Below are 14,495 nucleotides of genomic sequence, written 5' to 3'. Positions count from 1 at the left end.
ATTTTTGGACGCCTTTTTTGTGATAATTTTAGAGATTCCCCGCGCATTTACTTACTATTTTTACCTTCTTGTAAAATACAATGACGCAGCAAATACACATAGTTGAAGACGATGTAGCTTTTGGAAAAATGCTCACTACCTTTTTGGAACGAAAAGGTTTTGATGTTTCGGTTTCCCTCAGCGGAGAATACGCTCGAAAAATGATTTCTGAGAATACCTTCGATTTGCTGATTACAGATTTAAAACTTCCCGACGACTCTGGTTTGGCGCTGTTAGAATTCGCTCGAAAAGTTTCTCCGAATTCAAAAGTTATTTTAATGACGGGCTACGCCGAAGTTGATACCGCGGTAAAAGCCATTAAAAAAGGCGCTTTAGATTATATTTCGAAACCCTTTCGTCCCGAGGAATTGTTGATGATTATTGAAGAAGATTCTTTAAAAAACACAACTGCTGAAAATAGTACTTCGGAAACAGCTGTTTCAAAAAGTGCTGAAAATTATGAAATTGATGAACAGAACCAAGTTTCTGAAAAACCAAATTTTGTCGTCGGCATTAGCGAATCATCAAAAAAATTCAATGAATATTTAAGGCTCGTTGGACCTACGGATATGTGCGTTTTAATTCAAGGTGAAAGTGGCACGGGAAAGGAAGTCGCGGCAAAGGCCATCCATGATTTTAGCAATAGAAAAAACCAAAAATTTGTGGCAGTAGATTGCGGCGCAATTCCAAAGGAGATTGCTGCAAGCGAGTTTTTCGGTCACGTAAAAGGAAGTTTTACCGGCGCCGTAAACGATAAAAAAGGTCACTTTGAAGCTGCTGATGGCGGAACTCTTTTTTTAGATGAAGTAGGAAACTTGTCTTATGAAAACCAGATTCAACTTTTACGCGCATTGCAGGAACGACGCATAAAACCAGTGGGAAGCAACTCCGAAATTAACGTTGATGTACGAATACTTTCCGCAACCAATGAAGATTTATTAAAAGCTGTTTCCGAAGGGAAATTCAGAGAAGATTTATACCATCGGTTAAACGAATTTTCAATTCACATTCCGTCTTTACACGAACGCAAAGAAGACCTGTTTATGTTTACCGAATACTTTTTGGCCGAAGCAAATTCTTCTTTGGGTAAGGAGGTTGCAGGGCTTTCAAAAGAAGTGGAGGAAGCTTTTAAAAACTACGCTTGGCCGGGGAATTTACGCGAATTAAAAAACGTAATTAAACGATCGGTTTTATTGACAAATTCAAAATTAATTCCGTTGGAAGTGATTCCGAGTGAAGTTTTATTTTCTGAAAAAAGACAAAAAGAAACAGTCGATTTTTCAAAAGAAAGCAACGAAAAACAACTTATTTTAAACGCTTTAAAAGAGGCGGATTTCAACAAAACCAAAGCTGCTAAATTGTTGAATATTACCCGAAAAACACTTTACAACAAATTGGAACTTTATAAAATTGAACTTTAAATCGCTCGATTTTTAAGTGCTTTTTGCAATTCTTTAATATTCAAAATCAACTTTTCAAAATCTTTTTGTACTTCGTCTCGGGAGTTTTCGAAATTATTTTCTGTTGTGTAATTCTCCATTTTTTCAAGAATAGGAATAACTTCCTTCGCTCTAATTTGGCGAAACATGGTAAGCATGCGATGGGCAATTTCTGAAATTGATTTAATGTCCTTTTCAGTAATTAATTCAGAAATTTGCTGAATATCTTTTTCGGTTTGAACGTTTAAAACACTCAACACTTCTTCCATTGCTTTCGGTGTACTCAAAAAAGATTTTAAAAGAGAAAGATCAAATTTTTCACTTTGTGATGCGTTTTTTTGTTGTGTTTTATTCCTCTGCTTTTCCTCTAAAAAATTGTTGCGCTCTGGAAATATTTTGGCCAAAGCAGCCACAAGCTCCTGCTTTGAAAAAGGTTTCGGAAGCATTTCAGCAAAACCTTTTTCAAGATAAAAATCGTGACTGTGCTCTCCACTGCCCGTCATTGCAATTACAGGTTGGTTTTGATAGAAAGAAATTTTACCGTCCGTCAAATTTTTTAAAACTCCAAACCCATCAGTTTGTGGCATTTGTATATCGGTTATAATAAAATCGCCCATGGACTTCGCTCTAGTGCCATAATCAGAATTTTTTAATTCTTCATAACTCGCAAACGCTTCGGAAGCAATATTCATTTGCTCAAAAACTTCTTGCAAAAGCGCCCGCATGGCGTCGTCGTCATCAATAATTACAGCTTTTAAGTCATGAAATGTACTTTGTGTTTTTGAAGTTGTTTTCGATAAAACTCGCTCAGAATTTTTTAGAGGAAGCACCAAAGTAAAATTGCTTCCTTCCCCAAAAACACTTTTCACTTTTAAAGTTCCGCCCAGTAATTCTGTAAGTTTTTTTGAAATGGCGAGGCCCAAGCCACTGCCCCCAAATTTGTGGGCTATTTCAGTTTCGGCTTGCGTAAATTCGTTGAAAATAAGTTGTTGTTTTTCTTTTGAAATACCAATCCCACTATCAATTACAGCGATTTGAACCGTTGAAATTTTGCTGTTCTTTTCAATTTCCTCAACCTTTATTTCAACACTTCCTTTTTCAGTAAATTTAAAAGCGTTACCTACTAAATTGTTTATTATTTGCCGAATTCGCAGCGGATCGCTCTCGAAAATTCTATCTTTTAATTCTTCAGAAATAGAAGTTTTTAGCGTGACGGGTTTTTGAAGATATTGTTGTTTCACGGCGTTTCCAGCGTCAATAATTATATTTTCGAGGGAAAACGGAATACTTTCAATCGGCAATTTTCCAGCTTCCAATTTTGAGTAATCGAGCAAATCATCCACTAAATGCGAAATAAAATGCGAGCTCGAAGTAATCTGCGTCAAATAGTATTTTTGTTTTTCGGAAAGGTTTGAATTTTCGAATAATTCAGCATAACCACTAATTGTATTCAGAGGTGTTTTTAAATCGTGACTTACGGTGGAAATGAGCTGTTCGCGACTTTTTAAAAGTGATTCGGCGTAGTTTTTAGATTCTTCCAAATTCTTTTTAAAACGTTCCGCCTTAAAAAAGTCTGAGAGGATAAAATAGGAAAACAATAAAACCAAGATGCCACCAAAAATACCGGCAAACTTTAAAATCTGTTTTGTACGATCAATAGATTCTGTGCGCTGTTGTCTGTCTAAATTATTGTTTTTCGTTACCTCGCGGTCAAAACTGGCAATTATCTCGCGCAAACGCTCCGAAATATTGAGATCGTTTCTAATTAATTCATTTTCCTTTTGCATTAAAGATTCCCGAATTCGCGAGTTTTCCTTTTTGGCCTCGGCCACAATGTAGCGCGAGGCAATAAGCATAGAATCTACGGTTTTAGATTTTATGGTTGAGGTGTCGCGCTGCCTATCGCTATTGAGATAATCTGCGTAATTCTGCCAAATTTTCCGCTCTTTATTGCTCAATTTCGCGGGGTTTCGAATTAATGATTCCACAGAGGTTAATCCTACGGAAGCCTCTAGTTTTCGCACTTCACGCATTATATCGTCTAACGAAGCGTCTTTTTGATTTGTTAACCGAAGAATTCGGAGTTGTTCAATATTCTGGTTTTTTTCTTTCAATAGTGCAGTAACACTATCCAACTGTTTTATTTGAAATTGGTTCGTGGTAAGTGCTTTAATTTCTTCAATTTTTCTAAAAAGTGAATCGGTTTTACCCATATACTTTTGAAAGTCGTCGTCACTTTCTGTTAAAAGTGCAAGCCGTGAAAATCCGTCGGTTTCATAAAGTAGATTAATTAGTGTTCCAGTTTCTATAAATTTTTTTTCACCAGTAATTTCAGAAGATTCGGCAGTGTAATTTTTAAATTCGGAAAAAATAAAATAGCCTGCAAAAATTGATAATGCCCCTAAAACGAGGTAGCTGAGGATAATTTTAAATGTAAATTTATTTTTTGCTGTGGCCATCATTCAAATGTAAAAACTAAAGCAAAGGCGAAGTATTAAGGATATGGTAAAAATTGAAACCGAAAATAGATTTGAAATGTAAAAAAGGAGTGTATCTTTGCCGAACATCTCAAAGGGGTGCTGGAATAATTTTTAATTATGAAAGCTGAGATTATACCCAAAGAACCTGGGCGGGTAATGCTGCCAAGGGAACAAATTGTAACCCCCTGTAATAATACGCCGCGTATTGTTTTCAGGGATTTTTTATTTAACCTTTAATCGAACCTAGAATAACGCCCCTTTTATTCGTATAAATTATAATTATTACGAATGAAAAAGTTATTGATTTCAACAGTTTTTACATTTTTTAGTTTTGTTGTTTTCGCTCAGGAATATACCGTTTCTGGTATTGTTACTGATAGTGACGGACAACCATTACCCGGCGCAAACGTTATTCTAAAAGGAGACGGGGGTACAATTACAGATTTTAATGGAAAATATAGTGTTTCTTTAAACACCGGAAACCAGCTCATTCATTTTAGCCACGTTGGTTTTGAGCCCGATAATCGTTCTATTTTTGTAAATGGCGATTTGGAATTAAATGTTACCTTAATTAAAAAGGCAGAAACTTTAGATGAAGTTTTAGTACAAGCCGTTCGCGTATCGGCAGATTCGCCAATTACCCATTCAAACCTAGACAAAGAAGAGCTCGAAAAGCGAAATCTTGGGCAGGACATTCCGTATATGCTCAGCTATATGCCATCGGTTGTTACAACGAGCGATGCCGGTGCTGGCGTGGGTTATACGTACATTCGGGTTCGTGGAAGCGATGCTTCACGAGTGAACGTAACCTTGAATGGAATTCCGTATAACGACTCCGAAAGTCAGGGCACGTTTTGGGTGAATTTGCCAGATTTTACTTCTTCGGTGCAAAGTTTACAATTGCAACGCGGTGTGGGAACTTCAACAAATGGTTCCGGTGCTTTTGGTGCAAGTTTGAACTTGTTGAGCGATGCAGTTTCAAATGAAGCTAATGGCGAAATTTCAAATTCCTTCGGAAGTTATAACACGCGAAAACATAATGTTAAGTTCAGTACTGGCTTGCTTTCCGAGCATTTTGAATTAGCGGGAAGATTGTCTACCATTCAATCTGATGGGTATATTGACAGAGCCAGTTCTAACTTAAAATCATACTTTTTGCAGGGTGCTTTTGTGAATAGAAATACCTTAATTAAAGCACTGGTTTTTGGTGGTACAGAAGAAACATACCAGTCGTGGAATGGTTTGGAAGATCCTGAAAAACTTGAAAATGACAGAACGTACAACACCGCTGGCATGTACACGGATAAAGACGGAAACATTCAGTTTTATGATAAAGAAGTAGATAATTACGCGCAAGATCACTATCAATTGCTTTGGAACCAGCGCTTCAATAATAATTGGAGCACCAATGTTTCCTTCAATTACACGAAAGGGAAGGGCTATTTTGAACAGTACAAAGAAGATGAAGATTTTGAAACTTACGGTTTTGAACCAATCGAAATTGGTGGCGATACAATTAATACAACCGATTTAATTCGTCGCCGTTGGTTAGACAACCACTTTTATGCAGCCAATGCAAACGTAAATTACAAAAACAATAAAGTAGATTTTACAGGTGGCGCATTTTATAGCTATTATACGGGCGATCATTTTGGCGAAGTAATCTGGGCGCAATACGCCAGCGATTCCAAAATTCGCGCTCGTTATTACGACAGCAATGGTACCAAAACTGAATTCACCGTTTTTTCAAAAGCAACTTATAGCGTAAATTCTCAATGGAGCATTTTCGGCGATTTGCAGGGGCGATTTTTAAATTATAAAACTACTGGAATTACTTCAGATTTAGTTGAAATGATATACGATGAAGACTATTCGTTTTTCAATCCAAAGGCAGGTTTAACCTATAAACTGAATCCTGCAAACCAATTCTATTTTTCGTACGGAAAAGCGCACCGCGAACCTTCTCGAAACGACTATGAGCAAGGGATTACAACTCCTGAAAAACTAGACGATTTTGAACTTGGTTGGCGTTTTGCTTCAGAAAAAACAAAAGTGAATACCAATGTTTTTTATATGAATTACAAAGATCAATTAGTACTTTCGGGCGAATTGAATGATGTAGGCGCAGCTCTTAGAACGAGCAGTGGCGAAAGCTACCGTTTAGGATTAGAAATAGATGCTGAAATTCAACTTTTAAAAAATCTGAAAACCCTTCCAAATATTGCTTTAAGCACTAATAAAAATGTAGATTTTGTTAGCTCGCGCGATGGTGAATTGGTGAACTTGGGCAATACAAATATCTCGTTTTCACCTGCTGTTGTTGCTGGAACTATGTTAGAATATTCACCAGTAAATAAATTGTACTTAGGCTTTCTTTCAAAATTTGTGGGCGAACAGTATATGGGAAATATAGATAGCGAAGCTTCAAAATTAGACAGTTATTTCGTCAACGACTTAAATATTGTTTATACTTTAGACTCGCTTCCGTGGGTAAAAGAAGTAGTTTTTTCAGCTTTGGTGAACAATATTTTTAACGTGAAATATATTTCCAACGGTTATTTTTACACTTGGGACGACGATTTCAGCAATCCCGGAACTGTTACTACTATTGAAGGCGCGGGTTATTATCCCCAAGCGACCATTAACTTTCTGTTGGGGGCAACAATTAAATTTTAAATATTTCTTTAAAACTTTAATTACTAATTACAACAGTATTTCCATTTTTCTGGGCGTTGTATTGCTGCATTGGATACTTACTGTCGGGTTCTGTAGTGTGCTGTCCGGAGGTTAAAAAATACTTGTTCTCGTCAGTAGTGCAGGGACAACTAGCAATTACACCTGTTAATTCCATGCGCGAACAGCTGCTCGGGGCGTGGTTTGGATCTGTAAGATCAAAGGCTAAATATTGGTTTTCGCTTACGCAATAAACAACAATTCCTTTAATACCTTGGCTGGTTACAACATAGTTTCCGGGGAATTTCAACGGGTTGTATTCAGGTAAGTTAAGATTTAAATTTAGATTAACCACAGGATCGGTTAAATACGGATTGCGTTCGCGCTTATCGTCGCTTTTTGAGCAAGAAATGACAATGGCGAAGATTAAAAGGAAAAGAATTTTATTTTTCATCTTTATAAAATATGTGCAACAAATGGAATGCTATTTCCCAAATGGTACCTTTTAGTCGATTTGTGATTTTTTGAAGAAAACATTAAAATTAATTAGGGCCGAAATTACAACAAATTACGCAACAAGTAAATTTTTAGTATATTTGTTAAACATAATCCCGTCGTTGTATGGGATTTTTCTATTCCCGCGAAGGCGGGAATCTTATTATATAGAATTTTAAGAATTTAAAAAGGGTTTGTACTACACAAACGATGAAGTTATGAGTAAAGTATCTTATTACACGGCCGAAGGATTAAAAAAATTAAGAGATGAAGTAGATCACTTGCGCGATGTTGAACGTCCAAAGGCATCGAATGCTATCGCAGAAGCACGCGATAAAGGCGATTTAAGTGAAAATGCCGAATATGATGCCGCTAAAGAGGCACAAGGCATGCTCGAAATGCGCATTTCTAAACTAGAAGAAACGCTGGCAAATGCCCGATTAATAGATGAGTCGCAATTAGATTTGAGCAAAGTTTTGGTGCATTCCAACGTTAAAATTAAAAATCAAAATAACGGTATGGAAATGGCTTACAAATTAGTAGCCCAAAGCGAAGCCGACTTAAAAAGCGGGAAAATTTCGGTAGATTCTCCTATCGGAAAAGGGTTGTTGGGAAAACAAAAAGGCGAAATAGCCGAAATACAAGTGCCAAACGGAACCCTTAAATTTGAAATTTTAGAAATAACAAGAGATTAATTATGGCGTCTATTTTCACACAAATTATTGACGGAGAAATTCCGTGTTACAAAATTGCAGAAGACGATAATTTTATTGCGTTTTTAGATATAAATCCAAATGCAAAAGGCCATACGCTGTGTGTTCCAAAAGAAGAAATAGACAAGATTTTTGATATGGGCGAACATTTGTATTTACAATTGATGCAGTTTTCAAGAAAAGTGGCGCGTGCATTAGAAAAAACCGTGCCTTGTGAACGAGTGGGGATGGCGGTTGTAGGTTTAGAAGTGCCGCATGTGCACGTACATCTTATTCCTTTAAATGAAATGGACGATATGCGTTTTTCCAAAAAAGTAAAAATGACTTCGGAAGAATTTGAAGCTTTGGCACTGGCAGTTAGGGAAAAATTGAAACCTTAAGCGGGAATCAAAACATAAATTGCGATGGCAACTATAATAATTGCCACCAAAACTGAAATATAAAATAGCGGTTTTACCTTTAAATAATGTTTATTGGTTTCCGCTATTTTTTTGTTGTAATCAAAAACACGCTCAATGTCTTCGGTCCAATTTACGGGGTAAATAGTGTTTTTGCAAGTATGACAATATAGCGTTTCGGCTAGTTGCGATGCGGGTTTGTTATAAAATGGCGTTTCCTTCTCTTTTTGTGTAAAAGTAAATTCCAGTCCGTCCGCACCAAAGCAAGTGGGACAATTGTTTTTTAAGTGTGCCGTATGTATTGTGTGAATTTTAGTACTCATTTTAAGAAGTTGTCTTTAGTGCTATTTCCATAGTTGTACCTTGGTTTGGACCACTTTTGGTGACGCGAATTTTTCCGTTGTGGTATTCCTCAATAATTCGTTTAGCAAGCGAAAGTCCCAAGCCCCAACCGCGTTTTTTGGTAGTGTAACCCGGGGTGAAAATCCGTCTAAATTCGCTTTTTGTAAGTCCTTTACCTGTGTCGGCAATGCGTAAATAGACAAATTTTGTATTTTTTTCAATTGAAATAGTTATCGTTCCTTTTCCTTTCATGGCATCAATTCCGTTCTTTACTAAATTTTCAATTGTCCAACTAAAAAGTTGTGGATTCAATTGAACATAAATTGGTTTTTGGGGAATGTTTAATTGAAAATCTATCAGTTTTGAAGTGCGCTTTTGCAAATAATAAAAAGTAGTTTTTGTTTCTTCCACTAAATCGTGCTGCTCTAGTTTTGGCACCGAACCAATTTTTGAAAACCGATCGGTAATCATTTCTAAACGCGAAATATCCTTCTCCATTTCAGCAACGTATTCCTGATTTACGTTTTCAGATTTTAAAATTTCTGTCCAACCCACAAGTGAAGAAAGTGGGGTGCCAATTTGATGGGCCGTTTCCTTTGCCATTCCCGCCCAAAGCTTGTTTTGTTCAGCAGATTTCGAAGTTTTATAAAAGAGATAAATCGCCAAAATAAAAAGAAAAATTATTAAAATAAGTGCTGCGGGATAATATTTCAATTTGTTTATTAAGGGTGAATTTCCGAAGTAAATAATAGATAAAACTTGGTCGTTATACTTAACTTCCAAAGGTTCATATTCTGAAGCAAACTGTTTTATTTTCGCCTTTATTCGTCGTTCGTTGCCTAAAACCTCTTCATTGATATTTCTGCCCTCATAGGTGTTTTCCTTAACGGTATGCAGAATCATGGGCGTCGTACTATTGCTTCGTATTATAGTAAGTGCAGTTTCGCTAATCGGGCTTCCTTCGTCTTCTTGGCTCTGTGCCAGTTCTTCTTGGGCAACCGCCCATATTTCCATTTTAGCTCGCTCATTTTCCTTCAATTGATTGAAAAAAATGTATGTATTCCACAAAATAAGACTAATAACAATAAGTGAAGCTAAAATAAAACCCCAACGGGAGAGTGATTTGTTACGCATCATAAGGAATAAATTTTTCTGGACTGCCTACCAATAGGCGCGTTTAAATATAAAGCAAATATGTTAATATTATTGTGCAATCAAGTTTTTACAAGCTATAATCTTTGGGTACATTTGCCGCAATGATATCTATAGAACCAAACCAATTATCTACGGCAAAATTGCACGGCTATATCTTGGGCGCAGTTTCGCCTAGGCCTATTTGCTTTGCAAGTACCGTAGATAAAGAAGGAAAAGTAAACCTTTCGCCATTCAGCTTTTTTAATGTTTTTAGTGCCAAACCGCCAATTTTGGTGTTTTCGCCGGCAAGACGTGGGCGCGATAACACCACAAAACACACTTACGAAAATGTTTTAGAAGTGCCCGAAGTAGTTATAAACATTGTAAGTTATGCAATGGTGCACCAAGTATCGTTGTCTTCTACCGAATATGCTAAAGGTGTAAACGAATTTACAAAAGCCGGTTTTGCCGAATTGGCTTCCGAAATGGTAAAGCCGCCTCGCGTGGCCGAAGCTCCCGTACAATTGGAATGTAAAGTTAACGAAGTAATTTCCCTTGGAAAAGAAGGCGGTGCTGGGAATTTGGTTATTTGCGAAGTAGTGAAACTTCATATAAAAGAAGATATCTTAGATGAAAATGGAAGCATCGATCCCTTTAAAATTGATACGGTTTCCAGACTTGGTGGCAATTGGTATAGCCGCGCTAAAGCTGGTCTTTTTGAAGTACAAAAACCCCTTACAACCCTTGGTATAGGCGTTGATAGCCTTCCGGAAGAAATTCGGAAAAGTAAAGTGCTCACAGGGAATGATTTAGGGATATTGGGCAACGTAGAAAATTTCCCAAATTCGGAAGAAATTAATACCTTTATACATGCTTCGGAAGAATTAAAAATGCTAATTTCAGAAAATAACAGCGAATCAATTCATAAAAAAGCACAGCAATATCTGCGCGAAGGAAAAGTTGATCAAGCTTGGAAAGTATTGTTAGGCAAGTAGGCTCGCGATACATCGTGCGCAGTGAAATTTAATGCATCGAAACATTAAAGCGCAACAAAACGCAATATTTCAAAATTAAATAGATTAAAAATTACAATAAATAATAAAAACGATGGAATTACAAGGAAAAATTAAAATGATAGATGAAACTAAAACCTACGGAAACAATGGTTTTAGAAAACGAGAGCTGGTAATTACTACCGAAGAGCAATATCCACAACATATTTTAATTGAGTTTGTGCAGGATAAAACCGATTTATTAAACCCATTTAAAGTAGGACAAGAAATAAAAGTTAGTATTAATATTCGCGGTCGCGAGTGGGTGAATCCACAGGGCGAAACCAAATACTTTAACAGCATTCAAGGATGGCGTGTTGAAAACTTATCTGCTGCACCTTCAAGTGCCGATATGCCGCCAATGCCACCAGCAGAAGCCTTTGAGTCTGCAAACGACTTTAACGAAGAAGAGCACGACGATCTTCCCTTTTAATTAAGGGCTGGTACTTTCCCATAGTGCTGAAAAAACCTCAAAGAATTAATTTCTTTGGGGTTTTTTTATGTGAAAAATTTCACCAATTTTGAACAATGCATTATTTAACTGAACAGCTTTGGTTTCCTAATACTGCTGAAACTACGCGCGATGGCTTGCTTGCCCTTGGTGGCGATCTTTCGGTGCAGCGCTTGGTGCTGGCCTACAATTCGGGCATTTTTCCTTGGTACGAAGTTGGACTGCCCATTCTGTGGTGGAGCCCCGACCCGCGAATGGTTTTATTTCCCGAAAAATTTAAGGTTTCTAAAAGTCTTCGGAAAACTTTAAATAGCAAAAAATTTAAAATTACTTTCAATAAAAATTTTACCGAAGTCATAAAATATTGTGCCACTGTTCCGCGGAAAGGACAAGCTGGAACGTGGATTACCGAAGAAATGCAACAAGCTTATATTGCGCTTCACAAAGCCGGACACGCCTTTTCCATTGAAGTTTGGGAGCAGGATAAATTGGTTGGCGGTTTATACGGAATTGACCTTCCGCAGAAAAAAGTGTTTTGCGGCGAAAGTATGTTCAGCTTGGTGAGCGATGCCTCAAAAGTGGCTTTTTATCATCTTTCAGAATACGTAAAAAGTCAGAATTATAAATTTATTGACTGCCAGATTTACAATGAGCATTTGGAGAGTTTGGGGGCGGAGGAGATCGAAAGGTGGGTGTTTTTAGAGATGCTCCACGAGTAGGTTTTTCATTGTTCTACCATTTCAATATGGGTGTAATTTCAATAATATTCCAAATCTGAAATATTTGAATAGCTAATTATTTGTACGTATATTTGTACGTTATAAAACACATCATTATGTTAATTACAACAGTTTCAGATTTCAGAAAGGACATGAAAACTTATTTGGATAGAGTGGTAAAAAACTTTGAGACATTAATTATAAATCGTGGTAAAGACTCCGGAATTGTAGTTATGTCATTAGAAGAATACAATTCTTTAATGGCTACAAATCACGAATTATCTTCTCGAAAAAATGAATTGAGATTAGATTCAGCCATAAAAAAATTAAAGCATTACGCTGCCTTCGAAAAAGACTTAATAGAAGGCTAAAATGAAATATGTATTTGTTGACGAGTCTTGGGAAGATTATCTGTATTGGCAAAAAACAGATAAAAAGAAGTTGAAGAAAATAAATGAACTTCTAAGAGATATAACCCGAAATCCTTTTGAAGGAATTGGCAAACCAGAGCCTCTGAAACATAAATATTCAGGATTTTGGTCAAGACGAATAGACAGTGAGCATAGATTAATTTATCAATATAACGAAGGAGAAATATTGATTGCAAAATGTAGATTTTATTACGAATAAAAAATTTTGAGGTTAGTGACTGAAAATAAACCGTCTAAAAACCTATCTTCGTAGTCCACAATTCGCAATTCAGATGAAAAATTACTACACAAAATACCTTTTGGTATTGTTGATGGCATTGCAGACTGCTTTTGCTATATCGCAAGAAAAACCAAACTTACCGCACAATTTAACCGAAACAGAGAAGGGCTTAGTTTCGGAATTTCAGTTTACAAGCCCCCGATTTTCGCCTCCGCCAACTGGCTCGGTTCGCGCCGCAGCCGAGTGGGAGGAAGTAGAATATCTTTTAGTTACTTGGAATCCTTCGTATCCAAACATTCTCCGGCAAATAGTGGCAGCTGGAGTGCAGGAATGCAAAGTGATGATAACCACCCAAAACGAAACTTCCGTAGCAAATTATTTAACTGCCAATGGCGTAGATCTTACCAATGTATCCTTTTTAGATGTGGATTGGGATAGTATATGGATTCGCGATTATGCAGGAAATACTATATATTCCAACGATGTGGGCGAACTTGCATTAACCGATTGGATTTACAATCGTCCCCGCCCAAATGACGACGTGATGCCAATTGCACACGCCGCACAAGCTGGTATTCCGCTGTATACAACCAATTCTGGCACTAACGATTTGGTAAATACTGGTGGTAATTATATGAGTGACGGTTTGGGCAATGCCTTTGCTTCAAAATTAATCTTGAATGAAAATGCTCCCGGAAATCCTTACGGAGTAAGCGTTAAAACGGAAGCTCAAATAGACGGAATTATGCAGGATTATATGGGCATTAACCGTTTTGTAAAAATGAATACCCTGCCGTACGACCAAATCCACCATATTGATATGCATATGAAATTGCTGGATGAAGAAACCATTTTGGTTAGTAAGTATCCACCCGGAGTTGCCGATGGCCCGCAGATTGAAGCTAATATTCAATATGTTTTAGACAATTTTGAATCGCCTTTTGGAACGCCTTACAATATTGAATGGATTGATGCTCCGCCAAGCGCAAGCGGTAATTATCCTAATACTGGCGGCCCTTACAACACGTATAGCAATGCGGTTTTTGTGAATAAAACTATTATGGTCCCCACCTATCGTCCCGAAGTAGATGCCACGGCATTAGCGCAGTATCAAGAAATGCTGCCCGGCTATACTATTGTGGGCATAGACGTGGATAATCCTGGTGAGAATTTAATTAATTCTTTGGGTGCCATTCACTGTATTACACACACCATAGGCGTTGCAGAACCACTTTGGATTGTACACCAACCAATAGATAATGCTAGTTCAGGTACTACCATTACTATTGAAGCTATGATAAAACATATTTCTGGAGTGGCGCAAGCAAAGGTTTTTTGGAGGGAAGAAGGCGCTAATTCATACAATGAAATTGAAATGGCTCCCTCAAATGGCGATAACTGGACAGCAGATTTTACTATTCCCGGCTATCCTGTAAATATTGAATATTACATTTGGGCAAAAGCTATTTCTGGAAAAGAAATGAACCGACCCATTGTAGCTCCCGAGGGATTTTGGACCATGGAAGCACAATTGCTTTCTTCAAACGAGTGGGCACAGAACCATATTTCAGCGGCATATCCAAACCCAACTACTGGAAAGGTTTCTTTTAATATGAATGCAATTCAAGGCCTAGTAACCGTGAAAATTCACAACCTTTTGGGACAAAAATTATACGAAGCAAATGTTGAAAACGGCCATGGAAAAATAACCTTAGATCTCAACAAAAACTGGCAAGGAACACTTTTAATTACATTTGAAGGCGACTTCGGAAAAATTCATAAAAAGGTGATAAAGCTATAAATGGTATCGAAAATTTGAAGACTAAAACTTAAAATTTAATAGCTTCCTTCGCAACAACTAAAAATTTTGTTAAATTTTAAAGTAAAGACAATATATTCGTTTTTTAGT

14 protein-coding genes are annotated in these 14,495 nt (G+C 37.0%); 10 read left to right on the top strand and 4 right to left on the bottom strand.

Translation table 11 applies throughout. The features are described from left to right. Positions 1 to 80: 80 nt before the first annotated feature. Positions 81 to 1,460, top strand: a complete 1,380-nt coding sequence (locus K8089_RS03220) for a sigma-54-dependent transcriptional regulator (RefSeq protein ID WP_237601835.1) — start codon at positions 81 to 83, stop codon at positions 1,458 to 1,460. Here K8089_RS03220 and K8089_RS03215 read toward each other — a convergent pair. After that, positions 1,457 to 3,940: a hybrid sensor histidine kinase/response regulator gene (locus K8089_RS03215; RefSeq protein ID WP_237601834.1), complete on the bottom strand. Its 2,484-nt coding sequence runs from the start codon at positions 3,938 to 3,940 to the stop codon at positions 1,457 to 1,459. The two genes, K8089_RS03220 and K8089_RS03215, sit on opposite strands and share 4 nt — an antisense overlap. Before the next feature lie 306 nt (positions 3,941 to 4,246). Between K8089_RS03215 and K8089_RS03210 the strand changes: the two genes are divergently transcribed. Then, complete coding sequence (locus K8089_RS03210; protein ID WP_237601833.1) at positions 4,247 to 6,634, top strand: TonB-dependent receptor; 2,388 nt, start codon at positions 4,247 to 4,249, stop codon at positions 6,632 to 6,634. A gap of 16 nt (positions 6,635 to 6,650) precedes the next feature. On the opposite strand, the gene K8089_RS03205 is transcribed toward K8089_RS03210, so the two are convergent. Beyond that, positions 6,651 to 7,085 (bottom strand): hypothetical protein, encoded by a 435-nt coding sequence (locus K8089_RS03205; RefSeq protein ID WP_237601832.1) that lies wholly within the window; start codon positions 7,083 to 7,085, stop codon positions 6,651 to 6,653. Positions 7,086 to 7,344: 259 nt separating this feature from the next. On the opposite strand from K8089_RS03205, the gene greA reads away from it, so the two are divergent. Together greA and K8089_RS03195 are read left to right on the top strand one after the other, a co-directional pair. Beyond that, positions 7,345 to 7,821: a transcription elongation factor GreA gene (gene greA, locus K8089_RS03200; protein ID WP_237601831.1), complete on the top strand. Its 477-nt coding sequence runs from the start codon at positions 7,345 to 7,347 to the stop codon at positions 7,819 to 7,821. A gap of 2 nt (positions 7,822 to 7,823) precedes the next feature. Continuing rightward, positions 7,824 to 8,219 (top strand): HIT family protein, encoded by a 396-nt coding sequence (locus K8089_RS03195; RefSeq protein WP_237601830.1) that lies wholly within the window; start codon positions 7,824 to 7,826, stop codon positions 8,217 to 8,219. On the opposite strand, the gene K8089_RS03190 is transcribed toward K8089_RS03195, so the two are convergent. Beyond that, on the bottom strand, positions 8,216 to 8,560 hold the full coding sequence (locus tag K8089_RS03190; protein WP_237601829.1) for a hypothetical protein: 345 nt from the start codon (positions 8,558 to 8,560) through the stop codon (positions 8,216 to 8,218). The two genes, K8089_RS03195 and K8089_RS03190, sit on opposite strands and share 4 nt — an antisense overlap. A 1-nt stretch (position 8,561) precedes the next feature. Next, positions 8,562 to 9,716, bottom strand: coding sequence for a sensor histidine kinase (locus K8089_RS03185; protein ID WP_237601828.1), 1,155 nt, complete (start codon positions 9,714 to 9,716; stop codon positions 8,562 to 8,564). Positions 9,717 to 9,835: 119 nt separating this feature from the next. Between K8089_RS03185 and K8089_RS03180 the strand changes: the two genes are divergently transcribed. The 6 genes from K8089_RS03180 to K8089_RS03155 all read left to right on the top strand — a co-directional run bounded on the left by K8089_RS03180 (position 9,836) and on the right by K8089_RS03155 (position 14,387). Then, complete coding sequence (locus K8089_RS03180; protein WP_237601827.1) at positions 9,836 to 10,708, top strand: flavin reductase family protein; 873 nt, start codon at positions 9,836 to 9,838, stop codon at positions 10,706 to 10,708. A gap of 112 nt (positions 10,709 to 10,820) precedes the next feature. Further along, positions 10,821 to 11,198 (top strand): DUF3127 domain-containing protein, encoded by a 378-nt coding sequence (locus K8089_RS03175; protein WP_237601826.1) that lies wholly within the window; start codon positions 10,821 to 10,823, stop codon positions 11,196 to 11,198. Positions 11,199 to 11,293: 95 nt separating this feature from the next. Beyond that, a complete protein-coding gene (gene aat / locus K8089_RS03170) occupies positions 11,294 to 11,935 on the top strand; it encodes a leucyl/phenylalanyl-tRNA--protein transferase (RefSeq protein ID WP_237601825.1) in 642 nt (213 codons plus the stop codon). 116 nt (positions 11,936 to 12,051) lie between these two features. Continuing rightward, positions 12,052 to 12,306: a type II toxin-antitoxin system Phd/YefM family antitoxin gene (locus tag K8089_RS03165; protein ID WP_237601824.1), complete on the top strand. Its 255-nt coding sequence runs from the start codon at positions 12,052 to 12,054 to the stop codon at positions 12,304 to 12,306. 1 nt (position 12,307) lies between these two features. After that, positions 12,308 to 12,565, top strand: coding sequence for a Txe/YoeB family addiction module toxin (locus tag K8089_RS03160; protein WP_237601822.1), 258 nt, complete (start codon positions 12,308 to 12,310; stop codon positions 12,563 to 12,565). Positions 12,566 to 12,638: 73 nt separating this feature from the next. Then, positions 12,639 to 14,387, top strand: a complete 1,749-nt coding sequence (locus K8089_RS03155) for an agmatine deiminase family protein (protein WP_237601821.1) — start codon at positions 12,639 to 12,641, stop codon at positions 14,385 to 14,387. The last annotated feature ends 108 nt before the right edge of the window (positions 14,388 to 14,495 follow it).

Origin of the sequence: Aequorivita vitellina (assembly GCF_022008365.1) — a bacterium.
GTDB classification, from domain to species: domain Bacteria; phylum Bacteroidota; class Bacteroidia; order Flavobacteriales; family Flavobacteriaceae; genus Aequorivita; species Aequorivita vitellina.
Note: the sequence above shows the minus strand (reverse complement) of the source record. Positions and strands in the feature narration are given on the sequence as shown.